19 protein-coding genes and 1 pseudogene are annotated in these 25,529 nt (G+C 69.3%); 15 read left to right on the top strand and 5 right to left on the bottom strand.

Going from position 1 to position 25,529, the window contains the following annotated elements; translation table 11 throughout:
- The first annotated feature begins 68 nt into the window (after window positions 1–68).
- Entirely contained in the window at window positions 69–644 is a 576-nt protein-coding gene (locus tag ACAV_RS16790) for a YceI family protein (protein WP_013595776.1), read from the top strand.
- 105 nt (window positions 645–749) lie between these two features.
- On the opposite strand, the gene ACAV_RS16785 is transcribed toward ACAV_RS16790, so the two are convergent.
- Window positions 750–1,208, bottom strand: coding sequence for an Lrp/AsnC family transcriptional regulator (locus ACAV_RS16785; RefSeq protein WP_013595775.1), 459 nt, complete (start codon window positions 1,206–1,208; stop codon window positions 750–752).
- Between the two features lie 161 nt (window positions 1,209–1,369).
- Between ACAV_RS16785 and ACAV_RS16780 the strand changes: the two genes are divergently transcribed.
- Window positions 1,370–1,990 carry a glutathione S-transferase gene (locus ACAV_RS16780; RefSeq protein ID WP_013595774.1) on the top strand — a complete coding sequence of 207 codons (621 nt, stop codon included), beginning with the start codon at window positions 1,370–1,372 and terminating at the stop codon, window positions 1,988–1,990.
- Between the two features lie 22 nt (window positions 1,991–2,012).
- Here the strand turns inward: ACAV_RS16780 and ACAV_RS16775 are convergent, their stop codons facing one another.
- Both ACAV_RS16775 and ACAV_RS16770 read right to left on the bottom strand, forming a co-directional pair.
- The gene (locus ACAV_RS16775; RefSeq protein WP_244875482.1) at window positions 2,013–3,197 is read right to left on the bottom strand and encodes a phosphatase domain-containing putative toxin; all 1,185 of its coding nucleotides are present in this window, start codon (window positions 3,195–3,197) and stop codon (window positions 2,013–2,015) included.
- Window positions 3,198–3,354: 157 nt separating this feature from the next.
- Window positions 3,355–4,710, bottom strand: a complete 1,356-nt coding sequence (locus ACAV_RS16770) for a dicarboxylate/amino acid:cation symporter (RefSeq protein WP_013595772.1) — start codon at window positions 4,708–4,710, stop codon at window positions 3,355–3,357.
- Window positions 4,711–5,046: 336 nt separating this feature from the next.
- Between ACAV_RS16770 and urtA the strand changes: the two genes are divergently transcribed.
- The 7 genes from urtA (at window position 5,047) to ACAV_RS16735 (ending at window position 13,710) form a co-directional block, all read left to right on the top strand.
- Window positions 5,047–6,309: an urea ABC transporter substrate-binding protein gene (gene urtA / locus ACAV_RS16765; protein WP_013595771.1), complete on the top strand. Its 1,263-nt coding sequence runs from the start codon at window positions 5,047–5,049 to the stop codon at window positions 6,307–6,309.
- A 196-nt stretch (window positions 6,310–6,505) separates the two neighbouring features.
- On the top strand, window positions 6,506–8,086 hold the full coding sequence (urtB, locus tag ACAV_RS16760) for an urea ABC transporter permease subunit UrtB (RefSeq protein WP_013595770.1): 1,581 nt from the start codon (window positions 6,506–6,508) through the stop codon (window positions 8,084–8,086).
- A 169-nt stretch (window positions 8,087–8,255) separates the two neighbouring features.
- A complete protein-coding gene (urtC, locus tag ACAV_RS16755) occupies window positions 8,256–9,413 on the top strand; it encodes an urea ABC transporter permease subunit UrtC (RefSeq protein WP_013595769.1) in 1,158 nt (385 codons plus the stop codon).
- Window positions 9,410–10,291, top strand: coding sequence for an urea ABC transporter ATP-binding protein UrtD (urtD, locus tag ACAV_RS16750; RefSeq protein WP_013595768.1), 882 nt, complete (start codon window positions 9,410–9,412; stop codon window positions 10,289–10,291). Before urtC ends, urtD begins: the two co-directional genes overlap by 4 nt.
- A gap of 760 nt (window positions 10,292–11,051) precedes the next feature.
- Complete coding sequence (gene urtE / locus ACAV_RS16745) at window positions 11,052–11,756, top strand: urea ABC transporter ATP-binding subunit UrtE (RefSeq protein WP_013595766.1); 705 nt, start codon at window positions 11,052–11,054, stop codon at window positions 11,754–11,756.
- A gap of 230 nt (window positions 11,757–11,986) precedes the next feature.
- The gene (locus ACAV_RS16740; protein ID WP_013595765.1) at window positions 11,987–13,027 is read left to right on the top strand and encodes a PilZ domain-containing protein; all 1,041 of its coding nucleotides are present in this window, start codon (window positions 11,987–11,989) and stop codon (window positions 13,025–13,027) included.
- Window positions 13,028–13,035: 8 nt separating this feature from the next.
- Entirely contained in the window at window positions 13,036–13,710 is a 675-nt protein-coding gene (locus ACAV_RS16735) for a DUF1294 domain-containing protein (protein ID WP_013595764.1), read from the top strand.
- A 33-nt stretch (window positions 13,711–13,743) separates the two neighbouring features.
- Here ACAV_RS16735 and ACAV_RS16730 read toward each other — a convergent pair.
- Window positions 13,744–14,457 (bottom strand): annotated as a pseudogene (locus ACAV_RS16730) (haloacid dehalogenase type II).
- A 213-nt stretch (window positions 14,458–14,670) separates the two neighbouring features.
- On the opposite strand from ACAV_RS16730, the gene ACAV_RS16725 reads away from it, so the two are divergent.
- Entirely contained in the window at window positions 14,671–15,921 is a 1,251-nt protein-coding gene (locus ACAV_RS16725; protein WP_041828804.1) for an MFS transporter, read from the top strand.
- 1 nt (window position 15,922) lies between these two features.
- On the opposite strand, the gene ACAV_RS16720 is transcribed toward ACAV_RS16725, so the two are convergent.
- A complete protein-coding gene (locus tag ACAV_RS16720) occupies window positions 15,923–16,759 on the bottom strand; it encodes a phosphatase PAP2 family protein (RefSeq protein WP_013595762.1) in 837 nt (278 codons plus the stop codon).
- A 405-nt stretch (window positions 16,760–17,164) separates the two neighbouring features.
- On the opposite strand from ACAV_RS16720, the gene ACAV_RS16715 reads away from it, so the two are divergent.
- From ACAV_RS16715 to ACAV_RS16695, 5 genes are all read left to right on the top strand, one after another.
- Window positions 17,165–18,304, top strand: a complete 1,140-nt coding sequence (locus ACAV_RS16715) for a diacylglycerol/lipid kinase family protein (protein ID WP_013595761.1) — start codon at window positions 17,165–17,167, stop codon at window positions 18,302–18,304.
- 25 nt (window positions 18,305–18,329) lie between these two features.
- On the top strand, window positions 18,330–19,100 hold the full coding sequence (locus tag ACAV_RS16710; RefSeq protein WP_013595760.1) for a metallophosphoesterase family protein: 771 nt from the start codon (window positions 18,330–18,332) through the stop codon (window positions 19,098–19,100).
- Window positions 19,101–19,162: 62 nt separating this feature from the next.
- Complete coding sequence (locus tag ACAV_RS16705; protein WP_013595759.1) at window positions 19,163–20,383, top strand: TRAP transporter substrate-binding protein; 1,221 nt, start codon at window positions 19,163–19,165, stop codon at window positions 20,381–20,383.
- Window positions 20,383–23,043 carry a bifunctional diguanylate cyclase/phosphodiesterase gene (locus tag ACAV_RS16700; protein WP_013595758.1) on the top strand — a complete coding sequence of 887 codons (2,661 nt, stop codon included), beginning with the start codon at window positions 20,383–20,385 and terminating at the stop codon, window positions 23,041–23,043. The genes ACAV_RS16705 and ACAV_RS16700 overlap by 1 nt, the downstream gene beginning before the upstream one ends.
- A 142-nt stretch (window positions 23,044–23,185) precedes the next feature.
- The gene (locus ACAV_RS16695; RefSeq protein ID WP_041828803.1) at window positions 23,186–25,510 is read left to right on the top strand and encodes a type VI secretion system Vgr family protein; all 2,325 of its coding nucleotides are present in this window, start codon (window positions 23,186–23,188) and stop codon (window positions 25,508–25,510) included.
- The last annotated feature ends 19 nt before the right edge of the window (window positions 25,511–25,529 follow it).

Here is a 25,529-nt window from a genome sequence, read left to right as displayed (position 1 = left end):
CCCCGGCCGGTCCTGCGCCTTCCCTTTCCCTTCCTTCTTTTTCCTTTCTTTCAACCGGAGATCCCGACATGCGCAAATCCCTGTTCGCCCTGGCCGCCGCGGCCGCCCTCGTTGCCGGTGCCGCCCAGGCCGAGACCGCCACGTACACGGTGGAGCCGACGCACACCTTCGCCACGTTCGAGATCAGCCACTTCGGCGCCAGCGTGAACCGCGGCCGCTTCGACAAGAAGGAAGGCACGATCGAGCTGGACAAGGCCGCCAAGACCGGCAAGGTGGACATCACCTTCCAGATCAACTCGATCAACACCGGCACGCCGCCCTTCGACAAGCACCTGCAGAGCCCCGACATCTTCGACGCGGCCAAGTACCCCACGGCACGCTTCGTGGGCGACAAGTTCACCTTCGACGGCGACAAGCTGGTGTCCGTGGCCGGCAACCTGACCCTCAAGGGCCAGACCCATCCCGCGACCTTCAAGGCCAACCAGTTCGCCTGCTACCAGAGCCCGATGCTCAAGCGCGAAGTGTGCGGCGGCGACTTCGAGACCACCATCGACCGTACCCTGTTCGGCCTGGACTACGGCGTGCAGTACGGCTTCCCCAAGAACGTGCGCATCGTGGCCCAGGTCGAGGCCGTCAAGCAGTAATTCCTGCCGCGACGCACCGCACCGGCCTGCGGGCCGGCGCAGCCGCCGCCTTCCGCACCTGCGCGGACGGCGGCTTTTTTCGTTGTGCCCGGGGGCGGGATTTCCTCACCGCGCGGGTGGCCGCACTGCCTGCACGGTGGCGTGCTTGCGCACCGGGCTGGAGAGCACCAGCGATGTGGTGACCGAGCCATGCACCGCCAGCGCATCCACCACGCGCTGCAGGTCGGCCGGCTCCGCGATGGCGCAGCGCACGATGAAGCAGTCCTGCCCGGTCACCCGGTCGGCCTCCAGCACCTCGGGCATGCTCTCGAACAATTCCAGGTAGGGCGCGATGCCGCGGTGCGTGGTCTCGATGCGGATGATGGCCGTGAGGCCCACGCCGATGCGGCCCAGGTGGACCCGGGCGCCATAGCCTTCGATGATGCCGGCGTCCTCCAGCTTGCGCACGCGCTCGCTCATCGCGGGCTGCGACAGGCCGATGCGCTTGCCCAGCGCGGCCAGGCTCTGCCGCGCGTCGGTCTGCAGGGCCTGCAGGATCAGCCAGTCCTTCTTGTCGATTCGCATGGAATGTCGGGGCCGGGCAGGGCGCCGCGGCCGATGGTTCATCGGTGGGCGGGGGCTTTATCCGATGCCCGCCCCTGTGCGCCCATGGCGCGCCCGCCTATCGTAGGGCTGGTTCCATGCACCGCCGCCGTCCGGCGGCACCATTTCCAGGAAGGATCTCCATGCAACTCTTCGGAATGCTCGACTCGCCCTACGTGCGCCGCGTCGCCGTGACCCTGCGCCACCTGGGCGTGCCGTTCGAGCACCGGCCCCTGTCCGTGTTCAGCACCTTCGACGCGTTCCGCGCGGTCAACCCGGTGGTGAAGGCGCCCACGCTGGTTGCGGACGACGGCACGGTGCTGATGGATTCGACGCTGATCCTGCAGTGGATCGATGCCTGCGCGCCCGAGGCCGCCGCCCGCCTCGTGCCGGAGGACCCCGCGGCCCGCCTGCAGGACCTGCGCATCGCCGGCCTCGCGCTCGCCGCGTGCGAGAAGACGGTGCAGATCGTCTATGAGCAGCGGCTGCGCCCCGAGGACAAGCAGCACGCGCCCTGGCTGGAGCGCGTGGGCCTGCAGCTGGATGCCGCCTATGCGCAACTGGAGGAGGCCATCGGCCGCGCGGGCAGCGAGCCGGACACGGCGGGCCTGACCCATGGCGGCATCGCCGCGGCGGTGGCCTGGGGGTTCACCGGCCTGGTGCTGCCCGGCCGGGTGGCGGATGCATCGCATCCGTCACTGGCGGCGTTCGCCGTGGCGGCCGAGCGGCTGCCCGCGTTCGTGGCGTGCCCGCAGGCCGGTTGACTGCCTGCGGGCCGCCGGCCGCTCAGGTGGGTTGCGCCGCGTCGGTGCTGCGCCATTGCGACCATGTCCGCGGCAGGCCTCCCGGGTTTTCGCGCGCATAGGCGTGGAACTCATGGAGGAAGGCGAGCCTGTCCGCGTGGAAGAGTTGCTTTCTTTTCTTGGCCGTTCCGGGGTCGGCCAGGTTGTAATCCATGCCCAGTTTCGACTGGCGGGCCATGATGGCGTCGGCACCGACCTCCCGCGCATTGCGCAGCATGTCGTAGAGCACCATGAAGGTGGTGGTCCTTCCGCGGCCGCCGTTGCAGTGCACATGCAGGCCCGTGCCTTCGGGCAGGTCCCGTACCAGCTCGATGAACTGGTCCACTTCCGCGCGAGACGGGCGCATGTGGTCCGTGACGGCGATGCGGCGATACTCGGCGCCCGCCGTTTCCACGATTTCCTGTTCCGAACAGGCGAGCGTGGTGGCCAGGTGCCGCGGGGCCGGATCGTCCATCTTCCCTTTCACGTATTCTGCGTGAACCGCTACTGCGTTGCCCTGCCTGCGCAGTTCCTCGAGCTGTCCTGCTTCCCGCGCCATGGTCGCAGCCGTGTCCAATCCCACATTGCCCCAGTCATTGGTGCCGCGCCATGTCAGCGAATGGCCATCGGCCACCGCGTGCGATTCCTGGCGCAGGTCCACCACGACCACGGGGCCATCGCCGTAGGCTTGGCGGATGGCGCGCACTTGCTCTGCCGAGGTGATGCGTTCGCTTCCCGAGAGCTGGAGCGATTCCAGCCCGCGGGTGTCGAAGCCGGGCGGCAACTCCGCTGCCTGGCCCGAATGCCGGAAAAACGCCATGGTCCCGGGCGGCTGCGGGGGCTCCGTGTCATAGGCGAGCCGCAGGTCGGTGTCGGCAACGGGCTGGCGCAGCAGCAAGGCGGTCCGCCCCCTGCCGATCGGTCCGGAGTGGTTGGAGGGGCCGGCAACGGCGCTTCGTGGCGGCGGCGCATCCTGTGGACCGACTCCCTCCCTGCGGCGGCGTGATGCAGGCATTCCGATGAAACGTGCGGCATCCAGGCATTTGCTGCTGGAACCGGGAGCTGGCGGGGATCCGCCGGCGGCGGGTGCAGGGGTGTCACGTTCCCCTGAGGGCAGGCAGGACTTGAACAATCCGCAATGGAGTGAGATACGGGGCATGGTTTTTTTCTTCCAATAGTCTGAATGCATCGACTGTCGGAAAAGCGGCAGCGCGGTGTCTCTCACGGACGAAGCATCGAGCCAGCCTGCGAAGCGGTTTGTCGGCCCCTGGCAAGAAGCACTCCTGCCCGGCAAAGAAAAAGGCCGGCATGTGCCGGCCTCGGTGCGTGGTGCAGGAAACGCGCGCTCAGCGCGTGCCCGACACGTCCATGTGCTCCGTCTTGTGGTCCAGGATGGCTTCCGGCTCCTGCGCGGCCACCCAGTCCGGGTTGTCCAGGCGCTGCCTGAGCTGCTCGGTGTCGAGGTCGCCCGTCCACTTGGCCACGACGATGGTGGCCACGCCGTTGCCTACGAGGTTGGTGAGCGCGCGTGCCTCGGACATGAAGCGGTCGATGCCCAGGATCAGCGCGAGGCCGGCCACCGGCACATGGCCCACGGCCGAGAGGGTGGCCGCCAGCACGATGAAGCCGCTGCCGGTGATGCCGGCCGCGCCCTTGGAGGTGAGCAGCAGCACCAGCAGCAGGGTGATCTGGTGCGTGATGTCCAGCGGCGTGTTCGTGGCCTGGGCGATGAACACGGCGGCCATGGTCAGGTAAATGGAGGTGCCGTCCAGGTTGAAGGAGTAGCCGGTGGGGATCACGAGGCCCACGGTGGTCTTCTTGGCGCCCAGGTTTTCCATCTTCTCCATCATGCGCGGCAGCACCGATTCGCTGGAGGAGGTGCCCAGCACGATGAGGAGTTCTTCCTTGATGTACTTCACGAACTTCCAGATCGAGAAGCCATGGAAGCGCGCGATCAGGCCCAGCACGACGAAGACGAACAGCAGGCAGGTCAGGTAGAACGAGCCCATCAGCTTGCCCAGCGACAGCAGCGAGCCCACGCCGTACTTGCCGATGGTGAAGGACATGGCGCCGAACGCGCCGATCGGGGCCACCTTCATGATGTAGCCCACGATGGTGAACAGCACGTGCGAGGTCTTCTCGATGAAGTCGAACACCAGCGTGCCGCGGCCGCCGAAGCGGTGCAGCGCGAAGCCGAACATCACGGCGATGAGCAGCACCTGCAGGATCTCGCCCTTGGCGAACGCATCCACCACGGTGGTGGGGATGATGTTCATCAGGAAGTCGGTGGTGGTGCCCATCTTGCCGGGCGCCGTGTAGGCGGCGATGGACTTGGTGTCGATGGCCGAGGCATCGACGTTCATGCCCGCGCCGGGCTGGAGCACGTTGACGACGATCAGGCCGATGACCAGCGCGATGCTGCTCACGATCTCGAAGTAGAGCAGGGCGAGGCCGCCGGTGCGGCCCACCTTCTTCATGTCTTCCATCCCCGCGATGCCGACCACCACGGTGCAGAAGATGATGGGCGCGATGATCATCTTGATGAGCTTGATGAAGCCATCGCCCAGGGGCTTCATCTTCTCGCCGATCTCGGGGTAGAAGTGCCCGAGCAGCACGCCCACGACGACGGCGAACAGCACCTGCACGTAAAGCGAGCGGTAGAGGGGGAGTTTTCTGGCGGGAATGCGGGCGTGTGCGGTCATGCAGGCCTCTTGCGTCAACTAAAAAGAGCGGGCACCGGGCGCCTGTCCACAGGCTGCCGTCGTGCGGGTGACGCACTGTAAGGCCGTGTCGCGCGCAGGACATTGTGGGAAACCACATCGTTGATTCCAACATGTGGGAAACACCGGAGGGAATACCCACATGCCGTGCCGGCACGGGGCGTGCGCACACCGCCGCCATGTGGCGGCGCACGACGGTGCAGGCGGGAAGGGCATACGCCCGTTGGCGTATTTCACGGACGGGGCGGGCTCCGCAGAATCGGTTCCAGCGATTTCCCGATGACCTCCTCCTTCCCCTTCCTTTCCGGAGCCCACACCATGCAACGTCGCTTCACCCTCCAGGCGCTGTGCGCCGCCGCCGCTCTGGCCGGCCTCTCCGCGCTGCCCGCCCATGCTGCCGACACCATCAAGATCGGCGTGCTGCACAGCCTCTCGGGCACGATGGCCATTTCCGAGACGGTGCTGAAAGACACGGTGCTGATGGCCATCGAGGACATCAACGCCAAGGGCGGCGTGCTGGGCAAGAAGCTCGAGCCCGTGGTGGTGGACCCGGCCTCCAACTGGCCGCTGTTTGCCGAGAAGACCAAGCAGCTGCTGGGCCAGGACAAGGTCTCGGTGATCTTCGGCTGCTGGACCAGCGTGAGCCGCAAGTCCGTGCTGCCGGTGGTCGAGGAAATGAACGGCCTGCTGTTCTACCCGGTGCAGTACGAGGGCGAGGAACTGTCCAAGAACGTGTTCTATACCGGCGCCGCGCCCAACCAGCAGGCCATTCCCGCGGTGGACTACCTCATGAGCAAGGACGGCGGCGGTGCCAAGCGCTGGGTGCTGCTGGGCACGGACTACGTCTATCCCCGCACCACCAACAAGATCCTGCGCGCCTACCTCAAATCCAAGGGCGTGAAGGATTCCGACATCGACGAGAAGTACACCCCCTTCGGCCACAGCGACTACCAGACCATCGTGGCCGACATCAAGAAGTTCAGCCAGGGCGGCAAGACGGCGGTGGTCTCCACCATCAACGGCGACTCCAACGTGCCCTTCTACAAAGAGCTGGGCAACGCGGGCCTCAAGGCCAAGGACGTGCCGGTCGTCGCCTTCAGCGTGGGCGAAGAGGAACTGCGCGGCGTGGACACCAAGCCCCTGGTCGGCCACCTGGCGGCATGGAACTACTTCATGTCGATCAAGAACCCGACCAACACGGCCTTCATCAAGCAGTGGAGCGACTACGCGAAGAAGAACAACATCCCCGGCCACAAGGACAAGCCGCTGACCAACGACCCGATGGAAGCCACCTGGATCGGCGTGCACATGTGGGCGCAGGCCGTGGAAAAGGCCAAGAGCACCGACGTGGACAAGGTGATCGCCGCCATGGCGGGCCAGACCTTCCAGGCGCCCAGCGGCATCGTCAGCAAGATGGACGAGAAGAACCACCACCTGCACAAGAGCGTGTTCATCGGCGAGATCAAGGCCGACGGCCAGTTCAACGTGGTGTGGAAGACGCCCGGCCCGGTCAAGGCCAAGCCGTGGAGTCCGTATATCGAGGGCAACGACAAGAAGAAGGACGAGCCCGAGAAGAAGTGAGCACCCCCCTGAGGCGCTGCGCGCCTTCCCCCCGCTCTCGCCGTGCTGCGCACGGCGGGCAGGAGGACGACGCCAGCGGCCCGGCGGAGCCGGTTCCGCGGCGTCTGCTGGCCTGGGCCGCGCGATGGCGTGCGCCACGCGCTTTTGCAAAGGTTGCCGGGCTTTGCCATTTCGTCCGTTGATTTCATCCCTTCACATGTCCACCACCTTTTTCCATCGCCTGATCGCCTGCCTGCTGCTGTGCGCGGCGATGCAGGCGCAAGCGCTCACGGCGGATGCGGCGCGGGCGATGGCCGCGGGCGATACCGACGAGCGGATCGCGGCGCTGCAGCAGGCCGTTGCCACGCCCGATGAGGCCACGGTGGCTTTCATCCGGGCGATGGCCGACGATGCGGTCAAGATCGCGGGCGGCCGGGCCATCGTGGTGAAGGACGGCAAGGGTGCCGATCCGGTCACCGGTGCGCCGGTGAGCGTGCCGGACGACGCGGAGGACATCGTCAACAACAACCGCATGCGCGGAGAGTTCGACACCGCGCTGGCCTCGCTGCAGCTCATGTCGCCGGATGTGGCGCAGCGCCGCGCTGCGATCGATGCGCTCAAGGACGAGAGCGACGAGGCGCGGCTGCCGCTGATCGACAAGGCCCTGGCCGCCGAGCGCGAGCCGGGGCTCAAGGCGCGGCTCGAGGCGATCCGCGCGCGCATCCAGCTCTCGGCCAGCGACCCGGCGCAGCGCCAGCTGGCGGCGCAGGCCCTGGCTGGCAGTGGCAACCCGGCCACGCGCACGGTGCTGCTGGAGCAGTTGCGCAACGAGCAGGATCCGAAGGTGCGCGCGGCCCTCGATTCCGGGCTGAAGGCCGTGGAAGCGCGGCTGCAGTGGGGCGAGCGCCTGGGCGCGTTGTTCTCGGGCCTCAGCCTGGGATCGATCCTGCTGCTGGTCGCGCTGGGCCTGGCCATCACCTACGGGCTGATGGGCGTTATCAACATGGCGCACGGCGAGCTGATGATGATCGGCGCCTATGCCACCTACGTGGTGCAGGGCCTGTTCCAGAAATACCTGCCCGGCGCATTCGACTGGTACCTGGTCGCGGCCGTGCCGGTGGCGTTCCTCGCGTCGGCGCTGATGGGTGCGGTGCTGGAGCGCGGCGTGATCCGCTTCCTCTACGGCCGGCCACTGGAGACCCTGCTGGCCACCTGGGGCATCAGCCTGGTGCTGCAGCAATTGGTGCGCAGCCTCTTCGGTGCGCAGAACGTGGGCGTCGAGAACCCCGCCTGGATGAGCGGTGGCGTGCAGGTGCTGGAGAACCTGCAACTGCCGTGGAACCGCCTGGTGATCGTGGCGTTCGCGTTCGCGGTGCTGGGCGGCGTGGCCTTCCTCATCGGCCGCACGCGGCTGGGGCTGTTCGTGCGCGGCGTGACGCAGAACCGGCCCATCGCCTCGTGCATGGGCGTGAACACCGCGCGCGTCGATACCTATGCCTTCGCGCTGGGCTCCGGCATCGCGGGGCTGGCGGGCTGCGCCCTGAGCCAGGTCGGCAACGTGGGGCCGGACCTGGGGCAGGGCTACATCGTGGACTCGTTCATGGTGGTGGTGCTGGGCGGCGTGGGCCAGCTGGCCGGCACCGTCTACGCGGCGCTGGGCCTGGGCGTGCTGAACAAGTTCCTCGAAAGCTGGACGGGGGCCGTGCTGGCCAAGATCGCCGTGCTGGTGCTCATCATCGTCTTCATCCAGAAGCGGCCGCAGGGCATCTTCGCGGTCAAGGGCCGCACTGCGGACTAACTATGGGACGCCCCCCTGTGTCGCTTCGCTCCTTCCCCCCTCTCTCGCATGGCTGCGCCATGCGGGAGGGGGGACGCCGCCGGCGCGGCGGGGCGGCCCTTGCGCGGCGGCTGCTGGCCTGGACCGTGGCGGTCGTTGCGGCCGCTCGTTGTGCCGAACGCTGAAAAATATGACCATTCCAAAACCCATCCAATTGCCTGCACCAGCACCGCTGCTTACGCGCGGTGGGTGGACGGGCTTCATCGTGGCGCTGATCGCGGTCTGCGCGGTGGCGCCGGCGCTGAACCTGCTCGTGCCGGCCGGCAGCGCCTTCCATCTCTCCGACTACGCCGTGGCGCTGCTGGGCAAGATCATGTGCTATGCCATCTGTGCGCTGGCCATGGACCTGATCTGGGGCTACACGGGCATCCTGAGCCTGGGCCACGGGCTCTTTTTCGCGCTGGGCGGCTACGTGATGGGCATGTATCTGATGCGCCAGATCGGCCGCGACGGCAACTACAAGAGCGACCTGCCCGATTTCATGGTGTTCCTGGACTGGAAGGACCTGCCCTGGCACTGGGCGCTGTCGGACAGCTTCGTCGCCACGCTGGTCCTGGTCGTGGCCGTGCCGGGGCTGGTGGCGTTCGTGTTCGGCTACTTCGCCTTCCGCTCGCGCATCAAGGGCGTGTATTTCTCGATCATCACGCAGGCCATGACGTACGCGGCCATGCTGCTCTTCTTCCGCAACGAGACGGGCTTCGGCGGCAACAACGGCTTCACCGACTTCAAGCGCATCCTGGGACAGCCCATCGCCACGCAGAACATGCGCATGCTGCTGTTCGTGCTCACGGGGCTGGCGCTGCTCGGCTTCTTCCTCCTGGGCCGCTGGCTGGTGGGCTCCAAGTTCGGCCGGGTGCTGCAGGCGATCCGCGACGCGGAGACCCGGGTGATGTTCTCAGGCTACTCGCCGCTGCCCTACAAGCTCGCCATCTGGACCATCAGCGCCATGATGTGCGGCGTGGCCGGCGCGCTCTACGTGCCGCAGGTGGGCATCATCAACCCCGGCGAGATGAGCGCCGCCAACTCCATCGAGATCGCCGTCTGGGCGGCCGTGGGCGGGCGCGCGACGCTGGCCGGACCGATCGCGGGGGCCTTCATCGTCAATGGCGCGAAGAGCTGGCTGACGGTGACGGCGCCGGAGTTCTGGCTGTATTTCCTGGGCGCGCTGTTCATCGCCGTCACGCTGTTCCTGCCGCAGGGCGTGGCGGGGCTGCTGCGCTCGCCGGGCGGATGGCGCGGCCGCATCGCCAAGGCCCTGCGCAAGGAAGAAGGAGGCGCCGCGCGATGACCCCCGATCTCATGGACGAAGGCGCGCGCCGCGCTGGCGCTGCCGGCTCCGCGGCACCCGCAGCGGGCCACGGCACCGAATCCGGCGGCCGCGCCGCGGGCTTCTCGCGCGTGGCCGTGCCCGGCGAGGTGGACGTGACCCACGGCCGCATCCTCTATCTGGAAGACGTGCACGTGGCCTTCGACGGCTTCAAGGCCATCAACGGCCTGAACCTCGACATCGCCCCCGGCGAGCTGCGCTGCATCATCGGCCCCAACGGCGCGGGCAAGACGACGATGATGGACATCATCACCGGCAAGACGCGGCCCGACCGCGGCACGGTGTACTTCGGCTCCACCATCGACCTGCTGCGCCACAACGAGCCCGGCATCGCGCAACTGGGCATCGGCCGCAAGTTCCAGAAACCCACGGTGTTCGAGCAGCTCACGGTGTTCGAGAACCTGGAGCTGGCCCTCAAGACGCACAAAGGCGTCGCGTCTTCCATGTTCTTCCGCCTCGACTCGGCGCAGAAGGACCGGCTCGCCGAGGTGCTGCACACCATCCACCTCGCGCACCAGCCCGCTCGCCGCGCGGCCGAGCTGAGCCATGGGCAGAAACAGTGGCTGGAGATCGGCATGCTGCTCATGCAGGACCCCAAGCTGCTGCTGCTCGACGAACCGGTGGCAGGCATGACCGACGAAGAGACGGCGCGCACGGCGGAGCTGTTCCTCTCGCTCAAGGGCCGGCATTCGCTGATGGTGGTGGAGCACGATATGTCGTTCATCCGGGCGATCTCCGAGAAAGTGACGGTGCTGTGCGACGGGGCCGTGCTGGCGGAGGGGACGCTGGACGAGGTGCAGGGGGATGAGCGGGTGATCGAGGTGTATTTGGGGCGGTGATGGCTTTTCGTTGTTGCTGGGCGTTTGTTTTTCGGGGCCGGGATGTGCGCCCGGCGGCGCACCTACTTTCTTTTGCTTCGCCAAAAGAAAGTAGGCAAAGAAAAGGCGAGCCCTGGTGTCTGCGTCCCCCTTCGCCCCGGAGGGGCGAAGGGGGCAGCCTGCGGTGCTCGGAGGCAAGGCGCGGCTGCGGAACTCGCTGCGCGCTGGCGCGCTCCGCTCGGACAACCGCAGCCAGTCAGATCACGAGGCAGGCGTGTCCTTCGGCACGCCTGCGCGCCTTGCCTCCTGCGCTCCTCGGCGCAGCCACGAGGGCGGGGTGCAGCATACGGGCCATTGCTTCGCTCGGCCTGGGGTGCGCGAGTGCTGCGCACCGCGCACGTATTTTGGGGAGCAGAGCGCATGTGCTTTTGCCGAGCGCAGCGATGGCTTGGAGGCCGAGCAACGCGAAGGCCCGTATCACCCCTTCTGGATGCGCCTGGGGCGCGCAGGGGGTGGGGTGGCGGGCGTGCCGCAGGACACGCCCGCATCGTGAACTGACTTGCCGTGGTTGTCCGAGCGGAGCGCACGGAGTGCGCGCAGCGAGTTCCACGGCACACCCCACCCCCGAGCACCCCAGGTTGCCCCGTTCGCCCTGCGGGCGAACGGGGTCGCAGACAGCAGGGTCGCCTTTCTTTTGGGTACTTTTCTTTGGCGAAGCAAAGAAAAGTACCTCGCCCGCCGGGGCGAGACCCGGCCCCCGCCCTTAAAAAGAACCTAAAACATGCTCACCGTCCACAACCTCCACCAGTACTACGGCGGCTCCCACATCCTCCGCGACGTGAGCCTCGACGCCGCCCCCGGCAAGGTCACGGTCCTCCTCGGCCGCAACGGTGTCGGCAAGACCACGCTGCTCAAGAGCCTCATGGGCCTGGTGCCCATCCGCAGCGGAACCATCACCTGGGAGGGCCAGCCGATCCAGGGCCGCACGCCCTACGAGCGCGCCCGCGCCGGCATCGGCTTCGTGCCGCAGGGCCGCGAGATCTTCGGCCGGCTGACGGTGGAAGAGAACCTGCGCATGGGCCTGGCCTACAAGAGCGGCTCCACGCCCGTGCCGGAGCATCTCTACACGCTGTTCCCGGTGCTGCGGCAGATGCTGGGCCGGCGCGGCGGGGACCTGTCGGGCGGGCAGCAGCAGCAACTGGCGATCGCGCGGGCGCTCGCGCCCAGCCCGCGGCTGCTGATCCTGGACGAACCGACCGAAGGCATCCAGCCCAGCATCATCAAGGACATCGGCCGGGTGATCCGGCGCCTCGCGGACGAGGGGCTGGACGGCCATCCGGTGTCCGTGCTGCTGTGCGAGCAGTACTACGACTTCGCCGAGGAGCTGGCCGACGAGTACCTCGTGATGGAGCGGGGCGAAGTGATCGCGCGCGGGCCCGGCAGCGAGATGCAGGCGCGGGGCATCCGGCAACTGGTCGCGATCTGACGGGCCGGGCGGGCGGCCTGCGCGTGCGCGGGGAGCGCCTGCCGGGTGTGACGCCGAAGCGACGGAGCCACGCCGGCCCGGCCGTGGCACGGGCAGGGGGCTGCCGCGCGGCTTGACCGCCGAGCGGCCGTCCGCCTATGCTGCCGGATGCCGGTTGCGCTCTCGGGGCCACCCGGCGACGAATCCCGACGGACCGATCCACCGAGACCCGCGCACGGCCCTTGCCCTCTATGCCTGTTCCTCCCGCTCCCGGCCCCGACGCTCCTTCCGCGCCCGGCGCACCCGTGTCCGCGGTCACCGGGACACCTTTCCTGCAGGAGCGCGAAGTCACGCTGCTCAAGGCCGGCATCCGCGATTTCGCGCAGGTGGCCTCGTCGATGCCGCCTGCCCAGGCCCGCGACTGGATGGAGCGCGTGATCGGCTGCCTGCGCGGACTGCTGCCCGCCTATGGCGGCGTGCTCGCCCACTGGACGGGCGAGGGCGCCGCGGTGCTGTTCCCGCCGGAAGAAGGCAAGCAGGAGGGCGATGGCAAGGGCGACGAGGGCGGCGTACAGCGCGCGGCCATGTATGCCGTGGCGCTGCAGATGGCGCTCAAGGACCTGAACGACGCCTTCCGCCAGGACCGGTTGCCCCCGGTGTACGTGGGCGTGGGCATCGCCTTCGGCTCCGCGCTGGTGGGCGACTTCGCGCCGTCCGGTGGCGGGCGCCAGGCACCCGTGCTGCTGGGCACGGTCGTGTCCGAGGCTTCCCAGCTTCGCGCCTTCGCGCTGCGCGGACAGGTGCTGGTGAGCGAGGCGGTGTACCAGCGCTGCTGGACGATGGCGTCGGTATCGGCGCCGACCCATGTCTTCGTCAAGGGCCGTTCCGAGCCCCTGCCGCTGCGCGAGCTGGTGGCAGTACCGGGCCGGCGGCTCAAGGTACCCCGCCAGGAATTCCGCCGCAGCCTGCGGGTGGAAGCCAACCTGCCGTGCTCGTGCCAGCTCGTGCAGGACGGTGCGGTGCTCCCCCACCTGGTGCCCTGTTCGGTGCGTGACATGGGCTACCACGGCGCGTTGCTGGAACTGGGCGAGCCGGTGCCGCTGCACGGCGAGCTGCGGCTCGCGTTCGACCTGCCGATCGCACGCTACCAGGCGCGGGACGTGTATGCGCGCGTGGTCACCCTCAACACCACGGGCCCCCAGGTGCTGGCCGGGGTGGAGTTCACCGCCACCAGCGCGGAGTTCGATGCCCAGGTGCGGCGCTTCGTGCAGGGCATGGTGGCCTCCGGCTGACGGCGCGCATGCAGTTCGACGGCATGATCGCGTCCTGGAACGACGCGCGGGGTTTCGGTTTCATCGAGCCGCTGCAGGGCGGTGATCCGGTGTTCGTCCACATCAAGGCCTTCCAGGGCGGCGCGTCCCGGCCCCAGGCCGGCCAGCGGGTGCGCTTCGCCGTGGAGGCCGGCCCCGGCGGCCGCAAGCGGGCCTGCCGCGTCGAGCCCCTGCCGCCCGCGGCGCGCGCGTCCGCGGCCCGGGCGCCCGCCATGGCGCCACGGCCGGCCCGGCCCCGCGGCCGCCACGGGGCGCATGGCGGCTCCGCGCAATGGGGCACCGCGAGCCTGCTCGTGCTGCCGGCCTATGCCGTGTTCTGCATGGCACTGGCGGCCGTCGGCACGATGCCCCGCTGGGTTCCGGTGGCCTGCCTGGGCCTGAGTGCCTGGACCTACTTCATGTACTGGCGGGACAAGCGGGCCGCGGAGCAGGGGGCCTGGCGCACTTCCGAGAAGACCTTGCACCTCCTGGCGCTGGCCGGAGGCTGGCCCGGAGCCCTGCTGGCGCAGCAGGTGCTGCGCCACAAGTCCGCCAAGCGGTCCTTCCGCACCGTGTTCTGGGCCACCGTGGCGCTGCATGCCGCGGCGCTCGGCTGGCTGTGCTCGCCGTACGGCGACGGCCTGCGCGCGGCCCTGCCTGCCTGAAGCTGCCGCTGAAGCGGCCGGCGCACGGCGCTTTCAGTCCGAGCCCGCGAGCACGTCCGCGAGCGCGCCCAGGTCGGTGCAGTGCAGGTCGTTGCCGGGCCGGGGCGAGACGTCCTTCGCGCGGGCTGCTCCGAATTCGTGCGGCCTTTCCACATACGCAGTCCGCAGGCCGCAGGCGCGCGCGGCCTCCAGGTCCTCGTGGTGCGCGGCCACCATCATGACCTGCGCGGGCTCCAGGTCGAAGACGCGGGCGGCGCCCAGGTACACCGCCGGATCGGGCTTGTAGGCGCGGAACACCTCGGCGCTCAGGATGCAGTCCCAGGGCAGGCCGGCCCGCTTGGCCATGTCGGTGAGCAGGCCGATGTTGCCGTTGGAGAGCGTGGCGATGGTGCGGCGGCGCTTGAGCCGCTGCAGGCCTGCCACGCTGTCGGGCCAGGGCGCGAGCCGGTGCCACGCGCGGTTCAGGTGCCTGCGCTCTGGCTCGGGCAGGTGCTCCAGGCCGAAACGGGGCAGCAGGCCGTCGAGGATCATCCGGTGCAGCTCGTCGATGCGCGTCCAGCCGAGTTCGCCGCTGCGCACTCACTGCATGGCGGGCTGGTAGCCCTCGCGCCAGGCCAGGGCGAAGGCGTCGGCGTCCACCTGCGGGTGCAGCGCCTGCATCTCGCGCACGATGCTGCCGTGCCAGTCCACCACGGTGCCGAAGATGTCGAAGACCAGCAGGCGCACGTCGGGAAAGGCGTCGTTCATGGGCAGCTTCCGGAGATGGGAGGAGGAAGGGGGGGACGGCCCTGCCGGTGCAGCGGGTGCCGCGTGCCGGCCAGCATACGGCATGGCCGCAAACCCCGCCGGCTGCAGGCTGCGGCAGGGCGTGATATGTTCCACCGGCCCTGCGGGTTAACCCTGAAGATTTCCCTGTGCGCCCGGCCGGCCTTCCTGGCCGGCGCCCCACGCCGCCTTTCCATGACCACGCCTTCCCTTCCCCGCGACGCCGCCGATGCCCCGGCGGCCGCCTTTTCCACGGCCGCTCCGCGCCCGCGCGACGACCGCACCCTGCTGCGCGCCGTGCTGGCGCTGGGCCTGGGCGGCTTTTCCATCGGCACGGGCGAATTCGTCATCATGGGCCTGCTGCCCGAAGTGGCGCGGGACATCGGCGTGACCATCCCGCAGGCCGGGCATGTCATCAGTGCCTATGCCCTGGGCGTGGTGATCGGCGCACCCGTGCTGGCCGTGCTCGCGGCGCGCTGGGGCCGGCGCGCACTGCTCATCGCGCTGATGGCCGTCTACGCGCTGGGCAATTTCGCCTCCGCGATGGCACCGGGCTACCTGTCGCTGAACCTGCTGCGCTTCGTCACCGGCCTGCCGCACGGCACCTATTTCGGGGTGGCCGCGCTGGTGGCCGCATCGCTCGCACCGCCGGGCCGGCGCGCGAGCGCGGTGGGCCTCGTGATGCTGGGCCTGACGGGGGCCACGCTCGCGGGCGTACCCATCGCGGCCGCGCTGGGCCAGCATTTCGGCTGGCGTGCGGCCTTCGTGTTCGTCGGGATGATCGCGGTGCTGGCGATGGCGATGGTGCGCCGGGGCGTGCCCTACATGCCGCCCGACGCGGCCGCGAGCCCCTGGCGCGAGCTCGGCGCGCTGCGGCGCAAGCAGGTCTGGCTGACCCTGGGCATCGGCGCGATCGGTTTCGGGGGCATGTTCGCGGTCTTCAGCTATATCAAGCCCACGCTCACCGAAGTGGCGGGCCTGCCCGTCGGCGGCGTGCCCTTCGTGCTGGCGCTTTTCGGCGCGGGCATGGTGGCCGGCAACCTCGTGGGCGCCCGGCTGGCGGACCGTGCCCTGATGCGCACCATCGGCGGGCTGCTGGTCTGGTCGCTGGTGGTGCTGGGGGCCTTCGTGTTCGCAGCCCAGCATGTGGTGACCGCGGCGCTGGCGACCTTCCTCATCGGCACCATCGTCGCCATCGGGCCGGCGCTGCAGATCCGGCTGATGGACGTGGCCGGCGATGCGCAGACCCTCGCCGCCGCACTCAACCATTCGGCCTTCAACTGCGCGAACGCGCTCGGTGCCTGGCTCGGCGGCGTGGCCATCACGGCAGGCCTGGGGTGGACATCCACCGGCTGGGTGGGTGCCCTGCTCGCCGTCGCCGGCCTGGTCGTGTTCGCTGCATCGCTGGCCGCGGAGCGCCGCGCGTCCGGGCCGCCCGCGCACTGATTCAGGCTGCCGGGGCGCTGCGGCTGCGGTGCCAGTGGCCCGCGCCGTTCGCCACCAGCACGCAGCAGGCCAGCCACGTGCCTCCGGTGATCCAGCCTGCGAGCACGTCGCTCGCGTAATGCACCTGCAGCACCACCCGGCTCCAGCCGACCGTGAACACCACCGCGGCGGCGGCGAGCAGGGCGGGGAGGTGCCAGCGCGCCGGCAGCAGGCGTACCGCCAGATAGGCCAGCATGCCGTAGGCCACCATCGAACTGCTGCTGTGCCCGCTCGGGAAGCTGTAGCCTTCGGCCGCCGAGACGCCGTGCGTGTGCTCCGGCCGCACCCGTTCGAAAGCGTGCTTGAACCCGCGGGTGAGCAGGCCATTGCCCGCCAGGGCCGCGGCCCAGCAGGCCGCCAGCAGGCGGTGGCGGCGCCACCAGAGCGCGATGCCCACCAGTGCGGCCAGGGCGGCCAGCACCTGGGTGTCGCCCGCATGCGTCAGGCGTGCGAACAGGGTGAGGGTGGGCAGGCCCGCCCGTGCGCGCAGGGTCCCGGCCAGTGTCTCGTCCATCCGTGCCGCCCAGGCGGTGGGGACAGACCACTCGCTTGCCAGGAACCCCAGCAACTCGGCGCAGCCCCAGACCATCAGCGCGGAGGCGGCCAGCGCCGCCCAGAGACGGGCCATGGCGTGCGGAGGCGCCGACCAGCGCCCGGCCCAGGGCGCGCAGTGCGGCGCGGCCGCCAGCGCGGCACCCCGTGCCAGCAGCGTGGCCACCAGTACGAACGACAGGCCCGCGCCCCAGAAGGCCAGCGGATGCGCTCCCGCCCAGGCGGCCCAGGCCTGCGGGGCGCTCATGGCCGGCCTCCTTCGGTACAACAGCCCGGATGGTGAAGGCGGCCGGTGGCGGCCTGGTGTGCGTGGGAGCGCTGTGGGGCGGGCGCCAGGAGGGCCGCGCGGAGCGTGGGGCGGTGTGCGGAGGGCTGGTGCATCGGTCGGAAAAAAAAGCCTGTGGCGTTGCATCGGAGCCACCGATGGTGACATGCCCGGGGCCGCGCGCGCGGCCATGACCTGCCGCCGCGCTGGAGATTCCCGGAAGGCGGAGATACCCTCTGTCGGCCGGCGCCGACAGCCGCTGCCTCTGGCATCCGATGCGGGCAGGCGGCACGCGGCCCGGACAATCGGGTCGGGTGCCGGGGCCGTCCGGCCGGAGCACCTTTCCTGTCCCGCGGCCTCGTGCTGCGCCTTCCCGTCCACAGCACCATGCCACCTTCCGTCCCGACCTCCTCTTCCGCCGTGTCCGGGCCCGGCCCCGTGCATCTGGTGGTACCGCACCGGCCGGGCGCGGACCATGGCCAGTTGCGGGGCCGGCTGGAATCCCTGGAGCCGCTGCGCCGCCATGCGGTGCAGTGGCACGTGCCCGCGGTGCGGGCCGGCATCGTGCAGGCGGCGGACGAGGCGGCGCGGGCCGCCCTGGCCTCGGGCGGCATCGTCGTGGCCTGCGGCGGCGACGGCACCATCAATGCCGTGGCCGCGGCGGCGTGGCGGCATGGCGTCCGCATGGGCGTCATTCCCGCGGGCACCTTCAATTACTTCGCACGCGAGCAGAGCCTGTCGCTGGATCTGGCCCAGGCGGCGCAAGACATCCTGCAGGCGCTGCACGACGGCGACGAGCGGCCGGTGCGCGTGGGCTATGTGAACGACAGCATGTTCCTCGTGAACGCCGCGGTCGGCCTGTATCCGCGCCTGCTCGAGCAGCGGGAAATGGCGTCGCGGCGCTTCGGCCGCTCCCGCTGGGTGGCGATCGTCTCGGCCGTGTGGAGCTTCCTGCGGCCGTCTTCGGCGCGGCGCTGGCGGGTATCGCTGCGTGCCCACCGCGGCGCGGACACCCTGGTGCAGGAAGAGTTCTTCGCCTCCACGCTGTTCGTGGGCAACAACCCGCTGCAACTGGAGCGGCTGGGCATTCCCCAGGCGCGCGACGTCGCCGAGGGGGACCACCTCGCGGTGCTGCTGCTCAAGCCGCAGGGCCGGTGGGCCACGGCCCGCACGGTGTGGCATGCCGCCATCGGCCACCTGGACCGCGACGATGCCGTCATCAGCCTGGCCTGTTCCGAGATGGTGGTGGAGCCGGCCAGCTGGCGCCCCGCCCAGGTCAAGGTGGCGTTCGACGGGGAGCGGGCCTGGATGTCGCCGCCGCTGCGCTTCCGCGTGGAAGACCGGCCGCTGTGGCTCGTGGCGCCCACGGCGACCGCCAAGGATGAAGAGGCAGAGGGCGCGGGCGGGCGCGCCGCCGTCACCACCGATCCTGAACCGGTGGCGGAGCCAGCCGACGCCGGCAACGACGCACCGGCGCCAAGCCCTTTGCCGGGCGTGGTGCCGGGCATGGCCGCGGCGGCGGCCTGAGGCACCGGAACCCGGGCAGGCGGCCATGAGCGTATTGATGCACCTGTCCGATCTGCACTTCGGCGCCCACGATCCGCGTGCCTGCGCGGCGGTGCAGGCGCTCGCGCGCGCACTGCCTGTATCCGTGGTGGTGGTGTCGGGCGATCTCACCCAGCGCGCGACGGTCCCGCAGTTCGAGGCCGCCCATGCATTCATCTCCGCGTTGCCTGTCCGCCACACGCTGGTCATGCCCGGCAACCACGACCTGCCCCTGTTCGCCTGGTGGGAGCGGCTCGGTGGGGCCTACCGGCGCTATGCCCGCTGGTGGGGGGACGACCGGGAGCCCGTGTGCGATGCCGGCGGGTTCTTCGTGGTGGGGGTCGATACCACGCGGGCCTGGCGCCACCGCCGGGGAAGCCTCTCGCCGGAGCAGATCGACAGGGCGGCACAGAGGCTGGCGGCCGCGCCGCCCGGCCGCTGGCGCATCCTCGCCACGCACCATCCCCTGGTGGCTCGGCATCCGGGCGATGCCGACCACCGCCCGCACCGCGCGGCCGAGGCGCTGGCGCGCTGGCGGGCCGCGGGTGCCGAACTGCTGCTGTCCGGGCACGCCCACGAGCCCGGCCTGGTCGAGGCACTGCCGGGGCTGCGGGCCGCGCAGGCCGGAACGGCCGTGTCGGTGCGGCTGCGGGCGCAGGCACCCAACAGCCTGCTGACTTTGGAGACCGGCCCTGAGGGCCGGCAGCTGACCCGCTGGGATTTCGACCAGGAAACGGGAGAATTCGTCGCCCACCATCCTGCCAGGTGGAATCTATGACGCCGCGTGCTCTCTGAGGAGGGGTGGAGAGCATTTCCCGCCATTTGTCAAAGGCATCCAAAATGGTAAAAAACCGGTGCTACTGGGAGGACACCTATTTGGCAGCGAACCTTCGCGCGCCCTGCACCGGCAGATTCGTCCGTTGCCACCTGATCCGTGCCTTGCCTGCTGCCGCGTCCGTGCGGCGGGCGGCGCTGGCCTGCGCGCTCGCTCTGGCCGCAGTGCCGGCGGGCGCCGCACCCGCCGAGCCGGCCCTGCCAGCGTCCCCGCCGGCGCCGTCGGCCTCCGCGCCGGGCGGGGCGGCGCCCTACCGGCTGCGCATCGTCGGCAACCTCGGGGCCCTGTCGCAGTATTCCCGGCGCGAGGCGCCGTTCTGGACCAGGGACCTTCCGCGCCTGAGCGGCGGGCGCTTCACCGCCTCCATCGTCCCCTTCGACCGCGCGGGCGTGCCCGGCATCGAGATGCTGCGCCTGATCGAACTGGGTGTGGTGCCGCTGGGCACGGTGTTGATGAGCTCGCTCACCGCCCAGTATCCGCAGTACACCGCGGCCGACCTCCCGGCGCTCAATCCCACCCTGGCGGACCTGCGGGCGTCCGTGCAGGCCTTCCGGCCGTACCTGCAGGACGAACTGCGCAGGCACCACCATTTCGAGATGCTGGCGGTGTACGTGTATCCCGCGCAGGTGCTGTTCTGCAAGAGCGCCCTGTCGGGGCTGGCGGACCTCAAGGGACGGCGCGTGCGCGTCTCGTCCGCGGCGCAGGCGGACTTCATCGCCTCGCTGGGCGGCGTGGCCGTCTATACGGGCTTCAGCCAGATCGTGCCCAGCCTGCAGGCGGGCGACAGCGAATGCGCCATCACCGGGACGATGTCGGGCAACACGCTCGGCCTGCACCGCATGACCCGCTACCTGCACACCCTGCCCATCACCTGGGGGCTGTCCTTCTTCGGCGCCAATGACGAGGCATGGGCCGCCATGCCCCCCGAGCTGCGGGCGCTGCTGCTGCGCGAGCTGCCCCGGCTGGAAGATGCCGTCTGGCGCGATGCGGAGGCCGAGACGGAAGAGGGCGTGGCCTGCAACAGCGGCGCACCCGCCTGCGTCAATGGCGAGAAAGGCTCCATGGTCGTGGTGCCCCTGTCGCCAGAGGATGACGCCCGGCGCCGGCGCCTGCTCTCCGAATCCGTGCTGCCCAGCTGGCTGCGCCGCTGCGGCGATGGCTGCGCTGCCGTCTGGCGCCGCACCGTGGGCCGGGCGCGCGGCATTCCCGTGCCGGAGACCCCCTGATGGCGTCGCTGTCGGTCCGCCTGCAATGGGCCGTGTCCGCGGCGGTCGCGGCGCTCGTGCTCGGTATCGCGGGGGCTGCCGCGGGGCTGATCGTGAACGCGCGGCACGTGGCCGTGGCCGAGAGCGATACGCAGGTGGCACGCTTCGCCGCGGGCGCCGAGGCGGCCCTGAACCGCGCGCTGCTGGGCCTGGACGTCCTGCTGGCCAGTACCGACGACATGATCGAGCTGTGGAGCGAGCGCATGCCCCGCACCGATCCGGAGTTCATCGGCAAGCTGCTGCGAAGCGCCTCCCGGCAGAACATCCTCGTGCGTTCGGTCGTGCTGATCGACCCGCGGCGCAACGTGGTGGCCGCGTCGGATGCCATGGGCTCGCGCGTGCTCCAGGAGCTTCCGGCGGGCTTCTTCGACGAGGCGATGTCCCAGGGCATGCCCACCCTGGTGCTGAGCGCCCCCACGGTCAGCTTCGCCAGTTCCGAGCGCATCCTGTATGCGGCGCGGCCCATCCGCTCCCCGAGCGGGGAGCGCCTGCTGGCGGTGCTGCAGGTGCCCGTGAGCATGCTCGCCGCGGTGCTGGCCCAGGGGGCGGACATCCCAGGGCTGGAGGTCACCCTGGAGCGCGGCCGGGGCGAGCTGATCATCGGCACCTCCGGCCGCGGCGAGGCGCGCAGCCGGGCGCGCGTGCCTTCGCTGGGCGACGACGCCCCGGCCTTCAGCACCTGGGACCAGCCGGCGCGCCTGACCGGGGTGCCCGCCCTGGTGGTCGCCCGCCCCATCCTCTACCCGGGCCTCTGGATCACGGCGAGCCTGCCCGAGGCATCGGCGCTGGCCAGCTGGCGCTCCGAGCGCAATGCCATCGCCGCGGTCGCGGCCCTGCTGATCGCCACCGCGCTGGCGGCGGGCGGTTTCGCCATGGCCTACCTGCGCCGCATCAGCCGTGCGCGCAACGACCTCGCACGCTCCAAATCCACGCTGGAGCAGGCCCTGGGCTCCATGGTCAGCGGCTTCGTGCTGCTGGATTCCGGCCACCGCGTCCTGCAGTGGAACCAGCGGTACGAGGAAATCTTTCCGTGGCTGCGCGCCATGATGGAAGTGGGCCTGCCGTTCCGCTCCGTGCTGGAAGCCACGTCCCGCTACTACCTGCCCGACGCCGACGAGGCCATGCGCCGCGAGTGGGTCGAGCAGCGGCTGCTGCTGCAGCGCGAGACCCGGGGCACGCACGAGCAGATGCTGCCCAACGGCCATTTCATCCAGATCACCGAGCGCGCCACGCCCGAGGGCGGGCTCATGATCACCTACCACGACGTGACGGACATGCGCCGGGCCAGCGCGGAGATCGAGAACCTCGCCTTCTACGATCCGCTCACCGGGTTGCCCAACCGGCGGCTGCTGCTCGACCGGCTGCACCAGGCCCTGGCCACCGCGCAGCGGTCGCACCAGTTCGGCGCGCTGCTCTTCCTGGACCTGGACCAGTTCAAGACCCTCAACGACACGCAGGGCCACGAGATGGGCGACCTGCTGCTGCAGCAGGTGGCGCTGCGGCTGCGGGTCTGCGCGCGCCCTGCGGACACCGTGGCGCGCCTGGGCGGCGACGAGTTCGTGGTGATGATGAGCGATCTCTCCCACGACCGGCAGGAAGCCGCAACGATCGCGCGGCGCATCGGCGAGAAGATCCTGCATGCCGTGGCCCAGCCCTACCACCTGCAGCAGCAGATGCACCAGAACACCTGCAGCGTCGGCGCCGCCATCTTCGGCGACCAGCGCCAGACCGCGGCCGACCTGCTCAAGCAGGCGGACATCGCCATGTACCAGGTCAAGGCGCAGCGCGGCAATGCGCTGTGCTTCTTCGATCCGCAGATGCAGGTCGTCATCAGCCAGCGCGCGCGGCTCGAATCCGACCTGCAGGCCGCCATCGCCGCGCAGGAGTTCGTGCTGTATTACCAGCCCCAGTTCTCTCGCGCGGGAGAGGTGATCGGGGCGGAGGGGCTGCTGCGCTGGAAGCATCCCGAGCGGGGCCTGATCGCCCCGGGCGAGTTCATCGCCGTGGCCGAGGAGAGCGAACTCATCGTGCCGATCGGCCAGTGGGTGCTGCGTACTGCCTGCGCGCAGCTCGCGGCCTGGAGCGGCGACCCCCGGCTCGCGGGCCTGCACATCGCGGTAAACGTCAGCGCACGGCAGTTCCGCCATCCGGACTTCGTCACCAGCGTGGTCGAGGCCCTGCAGCATGCGGGCGTGAAACCCCACCTGCTGGAGCTGGAGCTGACGGAATCCCTGGTGCTCGACAACGTGGACGATTCCGTCGCCAAGATGCACCTGTTGCGCACCAAGGGCGTGCGCTTCTCGGTGGACGACTTCGGCACGGGCTACTCGTCGCTGGCCTACCTGACCCGCCTGCCGCTGCACCAGTTGAAGATCGACCAGTCTTTCGTGCGCAACCTGGGCAAGCGGCCCACGGACGACGTGATCGTGCAGACCATCATCGGCATGGCCCGCAACCTTGACCTCGAGGTCATCGCCGAAGGCGTGGAAACCCAGGAGCAGCGCGATTTCCTGGACCGGCACGGCTGCGACCTCTACCAGGGCTACCTGTTCGCGCGGCCCATGCCCGCCCAGGATTTCCTCGTCCGCTACGGCTCGGTGGCTTCGGAGCAGCCCGATTGAACACTGCAGAGGCAGGCTGTCATATAACTTTTCGATACAAAATTACAATTTCAAAAAGCTATCCAATCCATAAACGCTCAACCTATCATCGCGACCGTCTCTAACCCTTGGACGCGGTCCGGCCGTGTCCCTCGTAACCAAGATGACACGCCGCGTCACCATCCAGACGCCCCTGGGAGAGCAGCTGCAGTTCCGGCAGTTGCGGGGCAGCGAGGAGCTGAGCCAGCTTTTCTCCTTCGACATCGACCTGCTCTCGGAGGGGCGCGACATCGATCCCAAGGCGCTGCTGGGCAAGACGGCGACGGTGGAGATCGAGACCGAAGGCGGCGGCAAGCGGTACCTGGACGGCCTGGTCACGCGCTTCGGCATGCAGGGGCAGGACCATCGGCTCTATTCGTACCACCTGCGCCTGCAGCCCTGGCTGTGGGTGGCCACGCGGCGGCAGGACTTCCGCATCTTCCAGTTCAAGACCGTCCCGCAGATCGTGCAGGAGGTGCTGGGCCGCTACGGCTACCCGATGCAACTCAAGCTCACGCGCGCCTACCGCGCCTGGGACTACTGCGTGCAGTATGGCGAAAGCGACTTCGACTTCGTCTCGCGCCTCTTGGAGCATGAAGGCGCGTACTACTATTTCCAGCACGCGAGCGGCCAGCACACCCTGGTGATCGCCGACGACATCGTGGCCGGCCACGAGCCCTTGCCGGGCGCGGCCGTGATCCCGTTCTACCCGCCCGAGAAGTCCGCCGTGGCGGACCGCGAGAACATCCACGCCTGGACGCTGGGCGAGGAGATCAAGCCGGGCCGGTACTACAACGACGACTACGACTTCAAGAAGCCGAGGTCGGATCTTTCCAACATGCGCCAGCAGCCGCCAGGGCATGCGCACGATGCGTACGAGATCTACGAATGGCCGGGCGGCTACGTGCAGCACGGCGACGGCGAGCAATATGCCCGCGTGCGCCTGCAGGAGGGCCTGACGGGCCACAGCACCGTCCGGGGGGAATCGCGCCACCGCAGCCTCGCGACGGGCTACACCTTCACGCTGGAGAACTACCCGCGGGGCGACCAGAACCGCCAGTACCTCATCACCGGCGTCACCTACCACCTGCACGAGAACCCGCGAAGCTCATCCTTCAACAGTGCCAAGCCTGGGGAATCGCTCAAGCACAACGAAGAGCAGGGGTCGTTCCAGAAGTTCAGCCTCACGGCCCAGCCCACGAGCCTGCCCTACACCCCCGCGAGAACAACCCCGAAGCCACGCACGACAGGCCCGCAGACCGCCGTCGTGGTGGGCCCGGCCGGCGAGGAAATCTGGACGGACGAATACGGCCGCATCAAGGTGCAGTTCCACTGGGACCGGCTGGGTGCGATGGACGAGAACTCCAGTTGCTGGATGCGGGTGGCGACCAGTTGGGCGGGCTCTGGGTTCGGGGCGATCTCGATCCCGCGCATCGGCCAGGAGGTCATCGTGGACTTCCTGAACGGCGACCCGGACTACCCCATCGTCACGGGCAGCGTCTACAACGCGGCGAACATGCCGCCCTGGGCCTTGCCGGGCAATGCCACGCAGTCGGGCATCAAGACGAAGTCGAGCAAGGGCGGGGCGTTCGGCGACGGGATGAAGAACGGCGCGGGCGACGCGAACGCGATCCGCTTCGAGGACAAGAAGGGCGCGGAGCAGGTGTGGCTGCATGCGCAGAAGGACCAGCTCATCGAGGTGGAGAACGACGAGGACCACTGGGTGGGGCAGGACCGGCGCAAGACCATCGACCGGGACGAGACGAACACCATCCACCGGGACCGCACCGAGACCGTGGACCGCGACGAGAAGATCACGGTGCACAACAATCGCACGGAGCGGGTGGACCACGACGAGACGATCAGCATCGGCGACAACCGAAAAGAAGATGTTGGCATCGACGAGACGGTCTCCATCGGCAAGAACCGCAGCAAGACCATCGGCCGCAACGAGAAGGACAAGATCGGCAACAACTGGTCCATCAAGGTCGGCAGCTTCAAGACCGAGACCATCGGCCTGGCCTACCTGCAGAACGTGGGCCTGGCGAAGATGGTGAACATCGGCGCGGCCTACAACGTGAACGTGGGCGCGGCCATGGTGGTGAACGTGGGGCTCAACCAGTCCACCAACGTGCTCATGAACCGGTCCGTCACCGTGGGGCAGAGCCAGACCACGAAGGTCGGCGCGGACCGCACGGACGAGACCTCCGACAACTACACGGAGAACGTGGGCAAGAACTCGGCCACCACCGTGGGCGAAGTGCGCACCCTGAGCGTGGGCAAGGAAATGTCCGTCACGGTCGGCGATGCGATCGAGATCCAGTGCGGCAAGGCCGTGCTGCGCATGACCAGCGACGGCACGGTGCAGATCAACGGACAGACGATTTCCATCGCGGGCAGCTCGAAGGTGACGGTCTCGTCGCCGGACAGCCACGTCAATCCCGCTTGAGATCAGAAAGAAGAGGAGG

The sequence above is a fragment of the Paracidovorax avenae ATCC 19860 genome (assembly GCF_000176855.2).
Taxonomy (GTDB): domain Bacteria; phylum Pseudomonadota; class Gammaproteobacteria; order Burkholderiales; family Burkholderiaceae_C; genus Paracidovorax; species Paracidovorax avenae.
Note: the sequence above shows the minus strand (reverse complement) of the source record. Positions and strands in the feature narration are given on the sequence as shown.